Source organism: Burkholderia sp. Bp9012, from assembly GCF_003853825.1.
In the GTDB taxonomy this organism is placed as follows: domain Bacteria; phylum Pseudomonadota; class Gammaproteobacteria; order Burkholderiales; family Burkholderiaceae; genus Burkholderia; species Burkholderia diffusa.
Genome location: NZ_QTQA01000003.1, coordinates 264,212 through 277,757, shown reverse-complemented (window position 1 = coordinate 277,757; position 13,546 = coordinate 264,212). Strand labels below are relative to the sequence as shown.

Sequence of the window (13,546 nt, the reverse complement as noted above, 5' to 3'; positions counted from 1 at the left end):
GCCCATCTCGGTTGCTCCCGAATCGCCACCTCGCGCGAGCCAAGTTTCTCCGTGTTTTCCCTCATAGAAGCAGCATTTTTGACAGACGATTTAAAAACCCCCATATAATTTCGACTGCCTTGCCAACGGCTGTCGGACCATCCCTCCGAACTAGCGATTTGGCAAGCGGGGCAGGCGAAACGCTTGCGCAATGCAAGACGCATCACGATGTCTTTCCGAACCAGACGTCCCCGTTGGGGACTGCAAGAGCCGGGCCCCGCTACGCAACATCCATCCGCAGGTCCGTCTTCATGTGTCTCGGGCGTGTCCCATGTCCTCGCCCCGGGTGCTGTTCGATTGCGCAAGTCATGCCGCCTTTGCCCGTATGACTAAACAACATCGAGGAGCTCCCAGATGACGCTGTCCCGTCTTACGTCCATTTCCGCCGCCGCCGTGCTGTTCGCCGCCGGCGCCGCCGCCGCGCAAGCGGAAACCGTGAAGATCGCCATCGCTGGTCCGATGAGCGGCTCGGTCGCCCAGTACGGCGACATGGTGAAGGCCGGCGCGCTGACCGCGATCGAACAGATCAACGCGGCCGGCGGTGCGGGCGGCAACAAGTTCGAAGTCGTGCAGATGGACGACGCATGCGAACCGAAGCAGGCCGTCGCCGTCGCCAACAAGATCGTCAGCCAGAAGATCAAGTACGTGATCGGCCACGTGTGCTCGGGTTCGACGATCCCCGCATCCGACATCTACGAAAACGAAGGCATCGTGATGGTCACGCCGTCGGCCACCGCGCCGCAACTGACGGAAGGCAAGAAGCGTCACTTCATCTTCCGCACGATCGGTCGTGACGACCAGCAAGGCCCGGCCGCCGCGCACTACATCATCAACAACGTGAAGCCGAAGAAGGTCGCGGTCCTGCACGACAAGCAGTCGTACGGCCAGGGCATCGCGTCGTCGGTGAAGAAGGACCTCGAAGCCGCGAAGATTCCGGTCGTCCTGTTCGAAGGCATCAACGCCGGCGATTCGGACTACTCGGCGATCATCACGAAGCTGAAGTCGCAAGGCGTCGATTTCGTCTACTTCGGCGGCTACCACCCGGAAATGGGCCTGCTGATGCGCCAGGCGCGCGAGCAGGGCGTGAAGGCCACGTTCATGGGGCCTGAAGGCGTGGGCAACAAGGACGTGACGGCGATCGCCGGCCCGGCTTCGGAAGGCATGCTGGTCACGCTGCCGGCCGACTTCTCGGCCGACCCGGCCAACGCGGCGCTGGTGAAGGCCTTCGCGGACAAGAAGCGCGACCCGAACGGCCCGTTCCAGATGCCGTCGTACGCAGCGGTGAAGATCATCGCCGACGCAATTGCCGGCGCGAAGACGACCGACCCGACGAAGGTGGCCGCGTACATGCACAAGACGACGTTCGACACGCCGATCGGCAAGGTCGCGTATGACGCACAGGGCGACCTGAAGGCGTTCAAGTTCGTCGTCTACACGTGGCACAAGGACGCGACGAAGACCGCCGCCAAGTAACAACGGAGTATCCGCCCCGCGCACCCGCTCTGCCCGTCACCCGGGCAGGGTGCGTGCGCATTTGGCCGTTGCACGGCCAACGGGCGGCCCGAGACGACACCGTGCGTTGCGCGCGGCCGAACGCCGTGATCCGGCGACGGCATGCGACCCAGCGCCAACGGGAGCTTCCCGCACATGACTGACTTCTTTCCTCAATTCGCTCAGCAACTGGTCAACGGCCTGACGCTGGGTGCGATCTATGCGCTGATCGCCATCGGCTACTCGATGGTCTACGGCATCATCGGCATGATCAACTTCGCCCACGGCGAGATCTACATGATCGGCGCGTACGTGGGCCTCGTGACCCTGACTGCCATCGGCATCTCCGCCGGCTATCCGCTGCCGCTCGTGCTCGGCGCCGCACTGATCGTGTCGGTGATCGTCACCGGTCTGTACGGTTTCGCGGTCGAGCGCGTCGCGTATCGGCCGCTGCGCGGCGGCCCGCGCCTCGTGCCGCTGATCTCCGCGATCGGCATGTCGATCTTCCTGCAGAACTACGTGCAGATCGGCCAGGGCGCGCGCGACGTATCCGTGCCGATCCTGATCTCGGGCGCGTTCGACATCCATCTCGGCGGCGACTACGACGTGACGATTCCGTATGCGCGTCTCTTGATCGTCTGCGTGACGATCGTGCTGATGATCGCGCTGACGCTGTTCATCTCGCATTCGCGGATGGGCCGTGCCTGCCGCGCATGCGCTGAAGACATGAAGATGGCGAACCTGCTCGGCATCGACACGAACCGCGTGATCTCGTTCACGTTCGTGCTCGGCGCGATGCTGGCGGCCGTCGGCGGCGTGCTGATCGGGCTGACGATCGGCAAGCTGAATCCGTACATCGGCTTCGTCGCGGGCATCAAGGCGTTCACCGCCGCGGTGCTGGGCGGGATCGGCAGCATCCCGGGCGCGATGCTCGGCGGCGTGCTGCTGGGCCTTGCCGAAACCTTCGCCGCAGGCTACATGCCGGCCGAGTACAAGGACGTCGTCGCGTTCGGCCTGCTCGTGCTGATCCTGCTCTTCCGCCCGACCGGCCTGCTCGGCAAGTCGGACATCGAAAAGGTTTGAGGGAGACGCAGATGAGTCAAGTCATTTCCGTTCGCCGCCCGGCCGCCGACGCCTCGATCGGCCAGGCGCTGAAGAATGCCGCGGCCGCCGCGCTGCTGACGGCGATCCTCACGATTCCGGTGCTCGGCCTGCAGTTGAAGCTCGACGGCTATCAGGTGGTGCTCACGCCGCACTGGCGCCCGGTGTGGATCGCGGTCGCGGCCGTGTTCCTGTTCCAGTTGTTCAAGCCGTGGCTCGTGCGCGCGAAATCCGCGGTGAAGCTGCCGGCGATGCCCGCGATGGGCGCGCAGCAGCAGCGCGCGATCATCTGGGTGCTGCTCGCGGTCGGGCTCGTGTGGCCGTTCTTTGGTTCGCGCGGCGCCGTGGACGTCGCGACGCTCGCGCTGATCTACGTGATCCTCGGCCTCGGGCTGAACATCGTGGTCGGTTTCGCGGGGCTGCTCGATCTCGGCTATGTCGGGTTCTACGCGGTCGGCGGCTATACCTACGCGATGCTGAACCAGTATTTCGGGCTGTCGTTCTGGGAGTGCCTGCCGATTGCGGCGATCGCCTCGGCGACGTTCGGCTTCCTGCTCGGCTTCCCGGTGTTGCGTCTGCGCGGCGACTATCTCGCGATCGTCACGCTCGGCTTCGGCGAAATCATCCGCCTGCTCGCGAACAACCTGACGAGCCTCACGGGTGGCCCGGACGGCATCTCGAGCATTCCGAAGCCGACGGTGTTCGGCTTCGAGATGGCGCGCTCGGCGAGCGTCGAAGGCGCGAAGACCTTCCATGAACTGATCGGGCTGGAATACAGCGGCGAGCACATGGTGATCTTCCTGTACCTGATCGCGCTGGTACTGGTCGGCTTCACGCTGTTCGTGACGAGCCGCCTGATCCGCATGCCGATGGGGCGTGCGTGGGAAGCGCTGCGCGACGACGAGATCGCATGCCGTTCGCTGGGGCTGAACCCGACGCGCATCAAGCTGTCGGCGTTCACGCTCGGCGCGGCGTTCGCGGGCATCGGCGGCGCGTTCTTCGCCGCGCGTCAGGGCCTCGTGAATCCTGAATCGTTCACGTTCATCGAATCGGCGCTGATCCTCGCGATCGTCGTGCTCGGCGGGATGGGTTCGCAGCTCGGCGTGATTCTCGCGGCGATCCTGCTGACCGTGCTGCCGGAAGTCGCGCGCGGGTTCGCCGAGTACCGGATGCTGATCTTCGGTCTGGTGATGGTGTTGATGATGATGTGGCGTCCGCAGGGCCTGCTGCCCGCGAGCCGTCCCCACGTGGAGCTGCCGCAATGAGCGCGAATGCAGAACTGTTGAAGGTCGCCGGGCTGCAGATGCGCTTCGGCGGGTTGCTCGCGGTGGACGGCATCGATTTCGACGTGCGCCGCAACGAGGTGTTCGCGATCATCGGGCCGAACGGCGCGGGCAAGACCACGGTGTTCAACTGCGTCGGCGGTTTCTACAAGCCGACCGGCGGCGACGTCGTGCTCGACGGCCACGCGATCGCCGGGCTGCCGAGCCACAAGATCGCATTGAAGGGCCTGGTGCGCACGTTCCAGAACATCCGCCTGTTCAAGTCGCTCACGGTCGTCGAGAACCTGCTCGTCGCGCAGCATCGCAAGGTGAAGTCGGGGATGCTGCACGGCCTGTTCGCGACGCCCGCGTATCGCCGCGCCGAGAAGGAAGCGCTCGAACGCGCGGCCGTATGGCTCGACCGGATGGGGCTGACGTCGGTCGCCAACCGGCAGGCGGGCACGCTGTCGTACGGGCACCAGCGGCGTCTCGAGATCGCGCGCTGCATGATCACCGAGCCGCGTCTGTTGATGCTGGACGAGCCGGCGGCCGGTCTCAACCCGCAGGAGAAGATCGAGTTGCAGCATCTGATCGACAAGCTGCGCCACGAGTTCGGCGTATCGGTGCTGCTGATCGAACACGACATGAGCCTCGTGATGGGCGTGTCGGACCGCATCCTCGTGATGGAGCACGGCCGGCCGATCGTGATCGGCACGCCGGAAGCGGTCCGCAACGACCCGCGCGTGATCAAGGCGTATCTGGGGGAAGAGTGATGCTGAAGCTGGAACAGGTCCATACGCACTACGGCGCGGTCGAGGCGCTCGCGGGCGTGTCGATCGAGGTGAACAAGGGCGAGATCGTCACGCTGATCGGCAGCAACGGCGCCGGCAAGACGACGCTGATGATGACCGTGTGCGGCACGCCGCGCGCATCGTCGGGCCGCGTGCTGTTCGAGGGCAACGACATCACAGCGATGTCGACGCACCAGATCATGCGGCAGGGGATGGCGATCTCGCCCGAAGGGCGGCGCGTGTTCCCGAGCCTGACGGTGCTCGAGAACCTGAAGATGGGCGGGTTCTTCGCGAGCCGTCATGAAATCGACGACGGCATCGAGCATGTGTTCAAGCTGTTTCCGCGCCTGAAGGAGCGCGCGGCGCAGCGGGCCGGCACGATGTCGGGCGGCGAGCAGCAGATGCTGGCGATCGGCCGTGCGCTGATGAGCAAGCCGCGCTTGCTGCTGCTCGACGAGCCGACGCTCGGCCTCGCGCCGCTCGTGATCGCGCAGATCTTCGACATCATCCGGACGATTCGCGACGAGGGCGTCACGGTGTTCCTGGTCGAGCAGAACGCGAACAAGGCGCTGGGCGTGGCCGATCGCGGCTACGTGCTCGAAACGGGGCGTGTGGTGCTGGCGGACACGGGCGCGAACCTGCTCGCGAACGACCGCATCAAGCAGGCGTATCTCGGCGGTTGATGGGGAAAGCCGCCGGCCTGCAACGGGCCGGCGGCGCAGCCCATCATCTTGCAAGAAGAATGTCGCCGGATTTGCGTCATTCGTCGCAGATTCGGCGACATGGGCCCAAACGCGAATCGAACGAAAACGACGACGTTGCACGACCCGCTTACGCGTGCAACGCGAGCCCTTTCACCGCCTTGTCCACGGCCTTCTTCGGCCCGTGCAACGCCAGACCGACCAGATCCAGATTCTCCGCATCCTCGGCGCGAAACACTGCGCGGTTGGCCGCATCGTGCCCGGTCGAAAACATCGCGCGCACGTACGGCACGATCCTCACGTCGCGCGACAGCGCATGCCGGTGCGCGGCCTGCAGGCCGTTCAGGTCGGCCGCGAATACCAGCATCGGCTGGCCGAACATGCGGCCGTAGCGGTTGCCCGCCGCATCCTCGTACGGTTCGCCGAGCGCGTCGGGCGCGCCGGCCGCGACGCCCGTCGCGAGAAACGCGACCACGTTGAGTTTCTGCCACGCCGCGAGATCGTCGCGCACGATCAGTGCCACTTTCGTATCGAACATGCTTGCTCCTCATTGGGGCACTCATGATCGGATGCCGCGTGCGATCAGTCTGGAACGTTTGTGCACATTTGCCGGTACGCGGCCGGCGTGATCCGGTACGCGCGGCGGAACCAGCGGCCCAGGTGGCTCTGGTCGGCGAAGCCGACATCGGCCGCGACCTGAGCGGGCGTGCGGCCGATCGCCAGCAGCCGGCGCGCGGCGCGCAGCCGCAAGCGCACCAGATACGCGTGCGGCGACGTGCCGAACGCGCGCTGAAACAGCCGGGTCAGCCGGAACCGGTCGATCCCGGCGACGCTGGCGAGTTCGTCGAGCCCGATGTTGCCGTCCATCTGCGCATGCAGCAGATCGCGCACGCGCGCGATCGCGGGCGGCACGACACCGCTTTCCAGCGCGAGCGGGCCGCGCAGTTCGCCGCCGAGCCGCGTCAGCAGGCGGTCGAGCGTCTGGTCGCGCGCGAGCCTGCCTTCGTTGCCGTGGATCGCCAGAAACGCTTGCCGGATCGTGTCGACGAGCGTGGGATCGTCGACCAGCGTATTGCCGAAAGCGGCCTCGACGCCACCCATGCCGGGAAGATTCAGCCGGCGCGCCGCGCGCTCGACCCATGCTTGCGGCAGGTACAGCATGCCGTAGGTGAAGCCGCCGGCTTCGGGCGCATGGCCGTCGTGCATCGCGCCCGGCTCGATCAGGATCGCGCGGCCGGGCACGCTCGTATGCAGCGACCGGCGGCACTGGAATTGCTGCACGCCTTGTTCGGTGAAGCCGACCAGCATGTCGTCGTGATCGTGTGCATCGTACGCATGGCCGTTGAAATGCGCGTGCAGGCTTTCGATGCCGGTTTCCTGATCGCGGCGCGCGACGAGCCAGTGGTCGGTCGTGCCGATGTCCTTTGCCGCTGTCGTCATCGAATGCCTCGCGCGTCGTTGTTGCGTGTCGGGCAGTGTACGCAGATCGCGTGATGCCGGTGGCAAACGCGGGCCGTTCGTCCGGCAATCGGGCGAGAAGCGGAGCGGGATCCCGGCGCGTGTCGCGACACGCGGCGTGGCGTGCATGCGCGGTTCATGCTTCGCTCGTCACCGCCTGCTCGTCACGCGCATATTGCGCCGGCGGCCGCCCGACATGCCGCGTGAACGCGACGCTGAAGGTGCTCGCGGAACTGTAGCCCACACGCCCCGCGATTTCGGCGATGCGGCCTTCGTTGCGGCGGAGCAGGTCCTTCGCGAGCGCCATGCGCCACGTGAGCAGGTATTCCATCGGCGCGACGCCGACCGCGCGGCTGAAGCGTTCGAAGAACGTCGAGCGCGACAGCGCCGCTTCCTTCGCGAGTTCGACGACCGTCCACGGATAGGCGGGGCGCGCGTGCATGCCACGGATCGCGGCTGCCAGTCGATTGTCGGCGAGCCCGCGCACGAGGCCGGGCGACGCGTTCGTTTCGGTCGTGAACCGCAATGCCTCGATCAGCAGCACTTCCAGCAGGCGCGCCAGCACGATCTCGCGAGCGGGCCGCTGCGCGCGCGATTCGTCGCGCACCAGTTGCACGAGCGTGGTCAGCCGCGGTTCGCCGCGCACGTGCACGAATTGCGGCAGCAGCGACACCAGCAGCGCTGCGTCCGGCGAACCGAAGCTGCAGTTGCCGGCCATCATCCGCGTGTCGATTGGGTTGCCCGGATCGCCGATCCGGTATTCGCCGTTGTCGAGTGCGACCGGCGGCCCGGTTTCGACGCCCGGCGGCGGCGGTTCGAGGCTGGACATCGCGACGCCGTAGGCCGCCGGAATCAGCACGAAATCGCCGGGTAGCAGCTCGATCGGCGCGTGCCCGTCGATGGCGATCCGGCACCCGCCGTCGAGGATCGCGCAATAGAACGGCTCGCCGGCGACCGTGCGGTTGATCGACCACGGGCTCGCGCCGTGAACCGACTTGGAGTACCGCGCGCCTGGTTGCAGCAGCGTCACGACTTCGGTCAACGGGTCGATCATCGCCGGACTCTCGCAAAAGAAAATCGGATTTTCGATTGTAGCGAATACGGGTCCGGCCATCTATCGTACGGACACATGCCCAACACATCCCAGGAGTTCGCATGAAGACCGTACTGATCACCGGCTGTTCCTCCGGCTTCGGCCTCGAGATTGCCCGCCATTTCCTGGCCCGCGACTGGCAGGTCGTCGCGACGATGCGCACACCGCGCGAGGACGTGCTGCCGCCGTCGGAACGCCTGCGCGTGCTGGCGCTCGACGTGACGAACGTGGACAGCATCCGCGCCGCCATCGACGCGGCCGGCCCGATCGACGTGCTCGTCAATAACGCAGGCTTCGGCGCGGCCGCGCCGGCCGAGCTCACGCCGCTCGACACGGTGCGTGCGCTGTTCGAAACCAACACGATCGGCACGATTGCGGTGACGCAGGCCGTGCTGCCGCAGTTTCGCCGGCGTGGGGCCGGCGTGATCGTGAACGTCACGTCGAGCGTCACGCTGAAGGTGTTGCCGCTGGTCGGCGCGTACCGGGCCAGCAAGGCGGCGGTCAATGCGTTCACCGAATCGATGGCGGTCGAACTCGAACCGTTCGGCGTGCGCGCGCATCTCGTGCTGCCGGGCCGTGCACCCGACACGCGTTTCGGCGACAACGCGCGTGCGCACATGCATGGCTTCGAACACGAGGCGTATGCGGAGTTCGCCGGAAAGGCCGTCGCGAGGATGCTCGATGCGTCGGGGCCGATCACCCATGCGCAGGATGTTGCCGACGCCGTGTGGCGCGCGGCGACGGACCCGTCGAGCCCGATGCGCATTCCGGCCGGTGCCGATGCCGAAGCGTGGGCGGCCGAAACGCGCTGATCGATCGGGAATCCGTCGCGCCGGTCGCTCGAACCGGCACGACGAATCGCACGATGCGGAGAAGGGCGTTACCGGGCGGCGGCGTTACAGCGCGCGTTCGATCGCCTGACCGAGCAGCGACAAGCCGAGATCGATCTCGTCCTCGCTGACCGTCAGCGGCGGCGCGATCCGGAACACGCCGCCCATGCCGGGCAACTGCACGATGTTCATGCTGAGCCCGAGGTTCATGCACTCGCGCGTGATCTTCGCGCCGAGGCCGTCCGCCGGCTCTTTCGTGCGGCGATCCTTGACGATCTCGACGCCGAGCAGCAGCCCGCGCCCGCGCACGTCGCCGATGCAGTCGAATCGCTCCATCAGGTCGAGCAGGCCGCGCCTGAGCCGGTCGCCCATCACGTTCGCGCGTGCGACGAGCCCGTCGCGCTGCACCACGTCGAGCACGCGCAGGCCGACGGCCGCGGGTAGCGGATCCGACACGTGCGTCGTATAGAACAGGTAGCCGAGTTCGTGCGCGCGTTCCTCGATCGCCGCGGACGTCACGATGGCCGCGAGCGGCAGCCCGGCGCCGAGCGTTTTCGACAGCGTCAGGATGTCGGGCGTCACGCCGTCGCGCTGGCACGCGAACATCGTGCCGGTGCGTCCGACGCCCGTCTGCGCCTCGTCGAGGATCAGCAGCATCCCGCGCGCCTCGCACTTGCGCTTGAGCGCCGCCATATAGCCGTCCGGCAGTTCGATGATCCCGCCCGAACTGAGGATCGGCTCCGCGATGAATGCCGCGAGGTTGCCGCTCGACTGGCGGTCGATCAGGTCGAACGCGTAGTCGAGTTCGGCAAGATAGTCGTACGCGCCGTTGCGCTCGAAGCGCGGCCGGTACGTGAATGGCGCCGGAATCGCGAACGAGCCGACGGCGGCCGGGCCGACACCCTTGCGGCCCGCGCTGTACGTGGCCGATGCGGCCGCGCCCGTCATCCCGTGCCACGACTGCGCGAAGCCGACGATCTCGTACTTGCCGGTGACGAGCTTCGCCATCCGGATCGCCGCTTCGTTCGATTCCGCGCCGGTGCTGAGCAGCAGCGCGCGGTCGAGCCCGGGCGGCGTGATGTCGGCGAGGCGCGTCGCGAGGTCGACGACGGGCCGCGACAGCATTCCGCTGAACAGGTGATCGAGCTTGCCCGCGTATTCGCCGATGACGGAGACGATCTCCGGATGGCAGTGGCCGAGCACCGCGCTCATCTGCCCCGACGTGAAATCGAGGATCGCGCGGCCGTCGGCGTCATAGACGAAGCTGCCCTTCGCGCGCTCGATGATCATCGGCTCGAACGTGCCGCCGTAGCGGACCAGGTGCTGCCTGGCGTTGCGCCAGAAGGTTGCGTCGTCGTTCAGGGACATCGGGCTTCTCCGGGCAAGGGGGCAGGGATCGCTTGCAGTCTAGGCGCGCGTCTGGTTTGATGGAAACGAATAGTGCTTATGCAAGGTAGAAAGGGAGCTAATACCTTGGGACGCTCGCTCGAAATCGACCTGCTGCGTTCGTTCGTCGTGATCGCCGAGGTGCGCGCGCTCAGCCGCGCGGCCGCGCGCGTCGGCCGGACGCAGTCCGCGCTCAGCCAGCAGATGAAGCGGCTCGAGGATATCGTCGACCAGCCGCTGTTCCAGCGCACCGGCCGCGGCGTGGTGCTGACGCACCCCGGCGAGCGGCTGCTCGTGCATGCGCAGCGCATCCTGCGGCAGCACGACGAGGCAATGGCCGACCTGTGCGGCACGGGGTTGACGGGGACGATCCGGTTCGGGTGCCCGGACGATTACGCGGAGGTGTTTCTGCCGCCGCTGCTGCGGCAGTTTTCGAGCCAGCATCCGCAGGCGATCGTCGAAATCGTATGCGGGCCGACGCCGCGGCTGCTCGAACAGCTCGAGAAGCGCGCGGTCGATCTCGCGATGATTTCATTGCCGGACGACGGGGCGAACGACGACATCATTCGTCGCGAGCAACTGGTCTGGATCGGCTATCCGGGGCTGGAGCCCGCGCATTTCGATCCGCTGCCGCTCGCGCTGTCCGATCCCGATACGCTCGATCACATCGCGGCCTGCGACGCGTTGCATCGCGCCGGTCGCGATTACCGCGTCGCGTATGCGAGCAGCAGTCTCGCGGGGCTGATCGCGCTGGTGCGCTCGGGGCAGGCGTTCGCGGTGATGACGCAGACGGCCGTGCCGGCCGACCTGGCGATCGTCAACGGCGATCCGCGGTTGCCGCCGTTGCCGGCGGTGGGCATTACGCTGAGGTTCGACCGGAAACGGCCGTCGCATCTGACGGCGGCGTTCGCCGAGCATATTCGGGCCGTGTTGCCGATGCTGTGACGCGAAGTCGTCGCGCCGGAAACGCAGGCATCGACGCGGGATTCGAGACATCGACGTTTGCCGTCCATCTGACCGAGTGCTTCGTTCCGCATCGCCGAAGCAATAAAAAAACCCGCGAAGCCATGCGCTGTCGCGGGTTTTGCAAATGCACGAAACACGGAAAAACCGTATTTGGTGCCGACGGCGAGACTCGAACTCGCACAGCTTTCGCCACTACCCCCTCAAGATAGCGTGTCTACCAATTTCACCACGTCGGCACTGCAAGGGGCCGAATTGTAGCGTTACATCGCGCGTTTGTGAAGAGGGTGTGACACGGCGAGCGGATGCGTGAAAGCGATCCCGGTAGAATTCGGACGATCGGTCCGACGACCATCGCTACTGCCATCCGCTTTCTCCCCGTGACCACCACCCTCGAACAACTGCAGGCCGGCCAGCTGTCGGGCGCCCGGCAACTCAAGCTCGCGTGCGGGCTGACCGAATTTCCGCGCGAAATCTTCGATCTGGCCGACACGCTCGAAGTGCTCGACCTGTCCGGCAATGCGCTGTCGGCGCTGCCGGACGACCTGTCGCGGCTGCATCGCCTGCGCATCCTGTTCGCGTCCGGCAATCGCTTCACCGAATTTCCCGAGGTGCTCGGCACATGCGCCCAGCTCGACATGATCGGCTTCAAGGCGAACCGGATCCGCACGGTGCCGCGCGGATCGCTGCCGCGCGCGCTGCGCTGGCTGATCCTGACCGACAACGAAATCGGCGCGCTACCCGCCGAGATCGGCGACTGCTCGCGCTTGCAGAAGCTGATGCTCGCGGGCAACCGGCTGCGCGCGTTGCCGCCCGAAATGGCCGCGTGCCGTGCGCTCGAACTGGTGCGGCTGTCGGCGAACCGGCTGGACGAACTGCCCGACTGGTTGCTGCGTCTGCCGCGTCTCGCGTGGCTCGCGTCCGCGGGCAATCCGTTCGGCACCGCGCCGGAAGCGGCGGCTTCGGCCGAGCCGGGCGTCGCGGATATCGACTGGACGTCGCTCGCCCTCGATCGGAAGCTCGGCGAAGGCGCATCGGGTGTCATTTATCGCGCGCAGTGGCGGGTGGACGGCCAAGCGCCGCGCGCGGTCGCGGTCAAGCTGTTCAAGGGGGCCGTGACGAGCGACGGGCTGCCCGATTGCGAAATGGCCGCGTGCCTGCACGCCGGGCGTCACCCGAACATGATTCCGGTGATCGGCAAGGTGCGCGGCCATCCGGACGGCACGCACGGCCTCGTGATGGAACTGGTCGATCCGGCGCTGACGAACCTCGCCGAGCCGCCGAGCTTTGCGTCTTGCACGCGCGACGTCTATGCGGCCGATGAGCGATTCGCGCCGGCCGAGGCATCGCGGATCGCGCTCGGCATCGCGTCGGTTGCAGCGCATCTGCACGCGCGCGGCATCATGCACGGCGACCTGTACGCGCACAACATCCTGCACGACGGCAAGGGCGGCGCGCTGCTCGGCGATTTCGGCGCGGCGTCGGTCTACGACGTGAACGACCGCGTGCGCGCGGCGCGGCTCGAACGGCTGGAAGTCAGGGCGTTCGGCCATCTGCTCGGCGAGTTGCTGGCGCGATGCGAGCCGCGTGCGTGGGAAGGTTCGCACGTACTCGACGCGCTGGCCGCCGCCTGCCTGAACGAGGAGATCGACGCACGGCCATCGTTCGGCGAGATTGCGGCCACGCTGGCCGTCAAGGACTGACGGTTCCGATCACGCCGCGGCGCCGGCCGTCGCCGTGCGGACGCTTACGCCTGCCGTGCGGTCAGCAGCTTGATCCCGAGGCCAACGAACAGCAGCCCGCTGGCGCGCTTGGCCGCGCGTACCCACGGGCTGACGCCGATACCACGATGGAGCCGGCGCACGCCGAACGAATAGACGCTGTGCACGACGACGACGGTGCATGCGATCGTCACATACATCACGACGAACTGCATCGCGAGCGGGCGACCGTGTGCGACGAACTGCGGCATGAACGCCGACAGGAAGATCATCGTCTTCGGATTGCTGCCCGACACGAACAGCGCTTCGCGGAACAGCTTCCTGCGGTCGGGCTCGACGATCTCGGCCCGGCCGTCGGGCGAGCGTGCGTTGCGGTCGCCGCGCAGTTGCCGGATGCCCAGAAACATCAGGTACGCGGCGCCGACGACCTTCATCGCGATGAATAGCGGTGGCATCGCGGCCAGCACCGCGCCGACGCCGAGCGCGACGAGCATGACCACCGCGCCTTGTGCGACGAGGTTGCCCGCGATCGTCGCGGCGGTACCGCGCGAGCCGTAGCGCACCGTGTTGCGGATGACGAGCAGCACGTTGGGGCCCGGCGACAGCGTCGTCGCGAGATAGGCGGCGGCAAACAGCATCCAGGTCTGAATGGACATGCGTTGCTCCGGGAGGGGGTTCCGGCGGTCGGGATGAAGCGATGATGCCACGCC

Annotated in this window: 13 protein-coding genes and 1 tRNA gene; 8 read left to right on the top strand and 6 right to left on the bottom strand. The window is 66.7% G+C overall.

Features of this window, described 5'->3' with window-relative positions; genetic code table 11:
* Positions 1-393 precede the first annotated feature (393 nt).
* The 5 genes from DIE11_RS05450 (at position 394) to DIE11_RS05430 (ending at position 5,367) form a co-directional block, all read left to right on the top strand.
* Positions 394-1,512: a branched-chain amino acid ABC transporter substrate-binding protein gene (locus tag DIE11_RS05450; protein WP_059534285.1), complete on the top strand. Its 1,119-nt coding sequence runs from the start codon at positions 394-396 to the stop codon at positions 1,510-1,512.
* Positions 1,513-1,686: 174 nt separating this feature from the next.
* Entirely contained in the window at positions 1,687-2,613 is a 927-nt protein-coding gene (gene livH / locus DIE11_RS05445; protein WP_124622061.1) for a high-affinity branched-chain amino acid ABC transporter permease LivH, read from the top strand.
* Between the two features lie 11 nt (positions 2,614-2,624).
* On the top strand, positions 2,625-3,896 hold the full coding sequence (locus DIE11_RS05440; protein ID WP_059447699.1) for a high-affinity branched-chain amino acid ABC transporter permease LivM: 1,272 nt from the start codon (positions 2,625-2,627) through the stop codon (positions 3,894-3,896).
* A complete protein-coding gene (gene livG, locus DIE11_RS05435) occupies positions 3,893-4,666 on the top strand; it encodes a high-affinity branched-chain amino acid ABC transporter ATP-binding protein LivG (RefSeq protein ID WP_059600203.1) in 774 nt (257 codons plus the stop codon). Before DIE11_RS05440 ends, livG begins: the two co-directional genes overlap by 4 nt.
* Positions 4,666-5,367: an ABC transporter ATP-binding protein gene (locus tag DIE11_RS05430; RefSeq protein WP_006484776.1), complete on the top strand. Its 702-nt coding sequence runs from the start codon at positions 4,666-4,668 to the stop codon at positions 5,365-5,367. Before livG ends, DIE11_RS05430 begins: the two co-directional genes overlap by 1 nt.
* A gap of 148 nt (positions 5,368-5,515) precedes the next feature.
* Here DIE11_RS05430 and DIE11_RS05425 read toward each other — a convergent pair whose 3' ends face one another.
* The 3 genes from DIE11_RS05425 to DIE11_RS05415 form a co-directional block, all read right to left on the bottom strand.
* Positions 5,516-5,923: a DUF2000 family protein gene (locus tag DIE11_RS05425; protein ID WP_124622059.1), complete on the bottom strand. Its 408-nt coding sequence runs from the start codon at positions 5,921-5,923 to the stop codon at positions 5,516-5,518.
* A gap of 44 nt (positions 5,924-5,967) precedes the next feature.
* On the bottom strand, positions 5,968-6,825 hold the full coding sequence (locus tag DIE11_RS05420) for an AraC family transcriptional regulator (protein WP_124622057.1): 858 nt from the start codon (positions 6,823-6,825) through the stop codon (positions 5,968-5,970).
* A 154-nt stretch (positions 6,826-6,979) separates the two neighbouring features.
* A complete protein-coding gene (locus DIE11_RS05415; RefSeq protein ID WP_124622056.1) occupies positions 6,980-7,957 on the bottom strand; it encodes an AraC family transcriptional regulator in 978 nt (325 codons plus the stop codon).
* A gap of 41 nt (positions 7,958-7,998) precedes the next feature.
* Here DIE11_RS05415 and DIE11_RS05410 point away from each other — a divergent pair, with 41 nt between their 5' ends.
* Positions 7,999-8,748: an SDR family oxidoreductase gene (locus tag DIE11_RS05410; protein WP_124622054.1), complete on the top strand. Its 750-nt coding sequence runs from the start codon at positions 7,999-8,001 to the stop codon at positions 8,746-8,748.
* Between the two features lie 84 nt (positions 8,749-8,832).
* On the opposite strand, the gene DIE11_RS05405 is transcribed toward DIE11_RS05410, so the two are convergent.
* Positions 8,833-10,134 carry an aspartate aminotransferase family protein gene (locus DIE11_RS05405; protein ID WP_124622052.1) on the bottom strand — a complete coding sequence of 434 codons (1,302 nt, stop codon included), beginning with the start codon at positions 10,132-10,134 and terminating at the stop codon, positions 8,833-8,835.
* Between the two features lie 78 nt (positions 10,135-10,212).
* Between DIE11_RS05405 and DIE11_RS05400 the strand changes: the two genes are divergently transcribed.
* Positions 10,213-11,097: a LysR family transcriptional regulator gene (locus DIE11_RS05400; RefSeq protein WP_185633725.1), complete on the top strand. Its 885-nt coding sequence runs from the start codon at positions 10,213-10,215 to the stop codon at positions 11,095-11,097.
* Positions 11,098-11,269: 172 nt separating this feature from the next.
* On the opposite strand, the gene DIE11_RS05395 is transcribed toward DIE11_RS05400, so the two are convergent.
* Positions 11,270-11,354, bottom strand: a tRNA-Leu gene (locus DIE11_RS05395).
* Positions 11,355-11,495: 141 nt separating this feature from the next.
* Between DIE11_RS05395 and DIE11_RS05390 the strand changes: the two genes are divergently transcribed.
* Positions 11,496-12,818 carry a leucine-rich repeat-containing protein kinase family protein gene (locus DIE11_RS05390; RefSeq protein ID WP_124622048.1) on the top strand — a complete coding sequence of 441 codons (1,323 nt, stop codon included), beginning with the start codon at positions 11,496-11,498 and terminating at the stop codon, positions 12,816-12,818.
* Positions 12,819-12,862: 44 nt separating this feature from the next.
* Here the strand turns inward: DIE11_RS05390 and DIE11_RS05385 are convergent, their stop codons facing one another.
* Entirely contained in the window at positions 12,863-13,492 is a 630-nt protein-coding gene (locus tag DIE11_RS05385) for a LysE family translocator (protein ID WP_124622046.1), read from the bottom strand.
* Positions 13,493-13,546: the final 54 nt, after the last annotated feature.

Excerpts from the sequence above, each read along its gene's own strand:
- DIE11_RS05450 (WP_059534285.1), top strand. The coding sequence starts at position 394 with ATGACGCTGTCCCGTCTTACGTCCATTTCCGCCGCCGCCGTGCTGTTC.
- livH (WP_124622061.1), top strand. The coding sequence starts at position 1,687 with ATGACTGACTTCTTTCCTCAATTCGCTCAGCAACTGGTCAACGGCCTG.
- DIE11_RS05440 (WP_059447699.1), top strand. The coding sequence starts at position 2,625 with ATGAGTCAAGTCATTTCCGTTCGCCGCCCGGCCGCCGACGCCTCGATC.
- livG (WP_059600203.1), top strand. The coding sequence starts at position 3,893 with ATGAGCGCGAATGCAGAACTGTTGAAGGTCGCCGGGCTGCAGATGCGC.
- DIE11_RS05430 (WP_006484776.1), top strand. The coding sequence starts at position 4,666 with ATGCTGAAGCTGGAACAGGTCCATACGCACTACGGCGCGGTCGAGGCG.
- DIE11_RS05425 (WP_124622059.1), bottom strand. The coding sequence starts at position 5,923 with ATGTTCGATACGAAAGTGGCACTGATCGTGCGCGACGATCTCGCGGCG.
- DIE11_RS05420 (WP_124622057.1), bottom strand. The coding sequence starts at position 6,825 with ATGACGACAGCGGCAAAGGACATCGGCACGACCGACCACTGGCTCGTC.
- DIE11_RS05415 (WP_124622056.1), bottom strand. The coding sequence starts at position 7,957 with ATGGCCGGACCCGTATTCGCTACAATCGAAAATCCGATTTTCTTTTGC.
- DIE11_RS05410 (WP_124622054.1), top strand. The coding sequence starts at position 7,999 with ATGAAGACCGTACTGATCACCGGCTGTTCCTCCGGCTTCGGCCTCGAG.
- DIE11_RS05405 (WP_124622052.1), bottom strand. The coding sequence starts at position 10,134 with ATGTCCCTGAACGACGACGCAACCTTCTGGCGCAACGCCAGGCAGCAC.
- DIE11_RS05400 (WP_185633725.1), top strand. The coding sequence starts at position 10,213 with ATGCAAGGTAGAAAGGGAGCTAATACCTTGGGACGCTCGCTCGAAATC.
- DIE11_RS05385 (WP_124622046.1), bottom strand. The coding sequence starts at position 13,492 with ATGTCCATTCAGACCTGGATGCTGTTTGCCGCCGCCTATCTCGCGACG.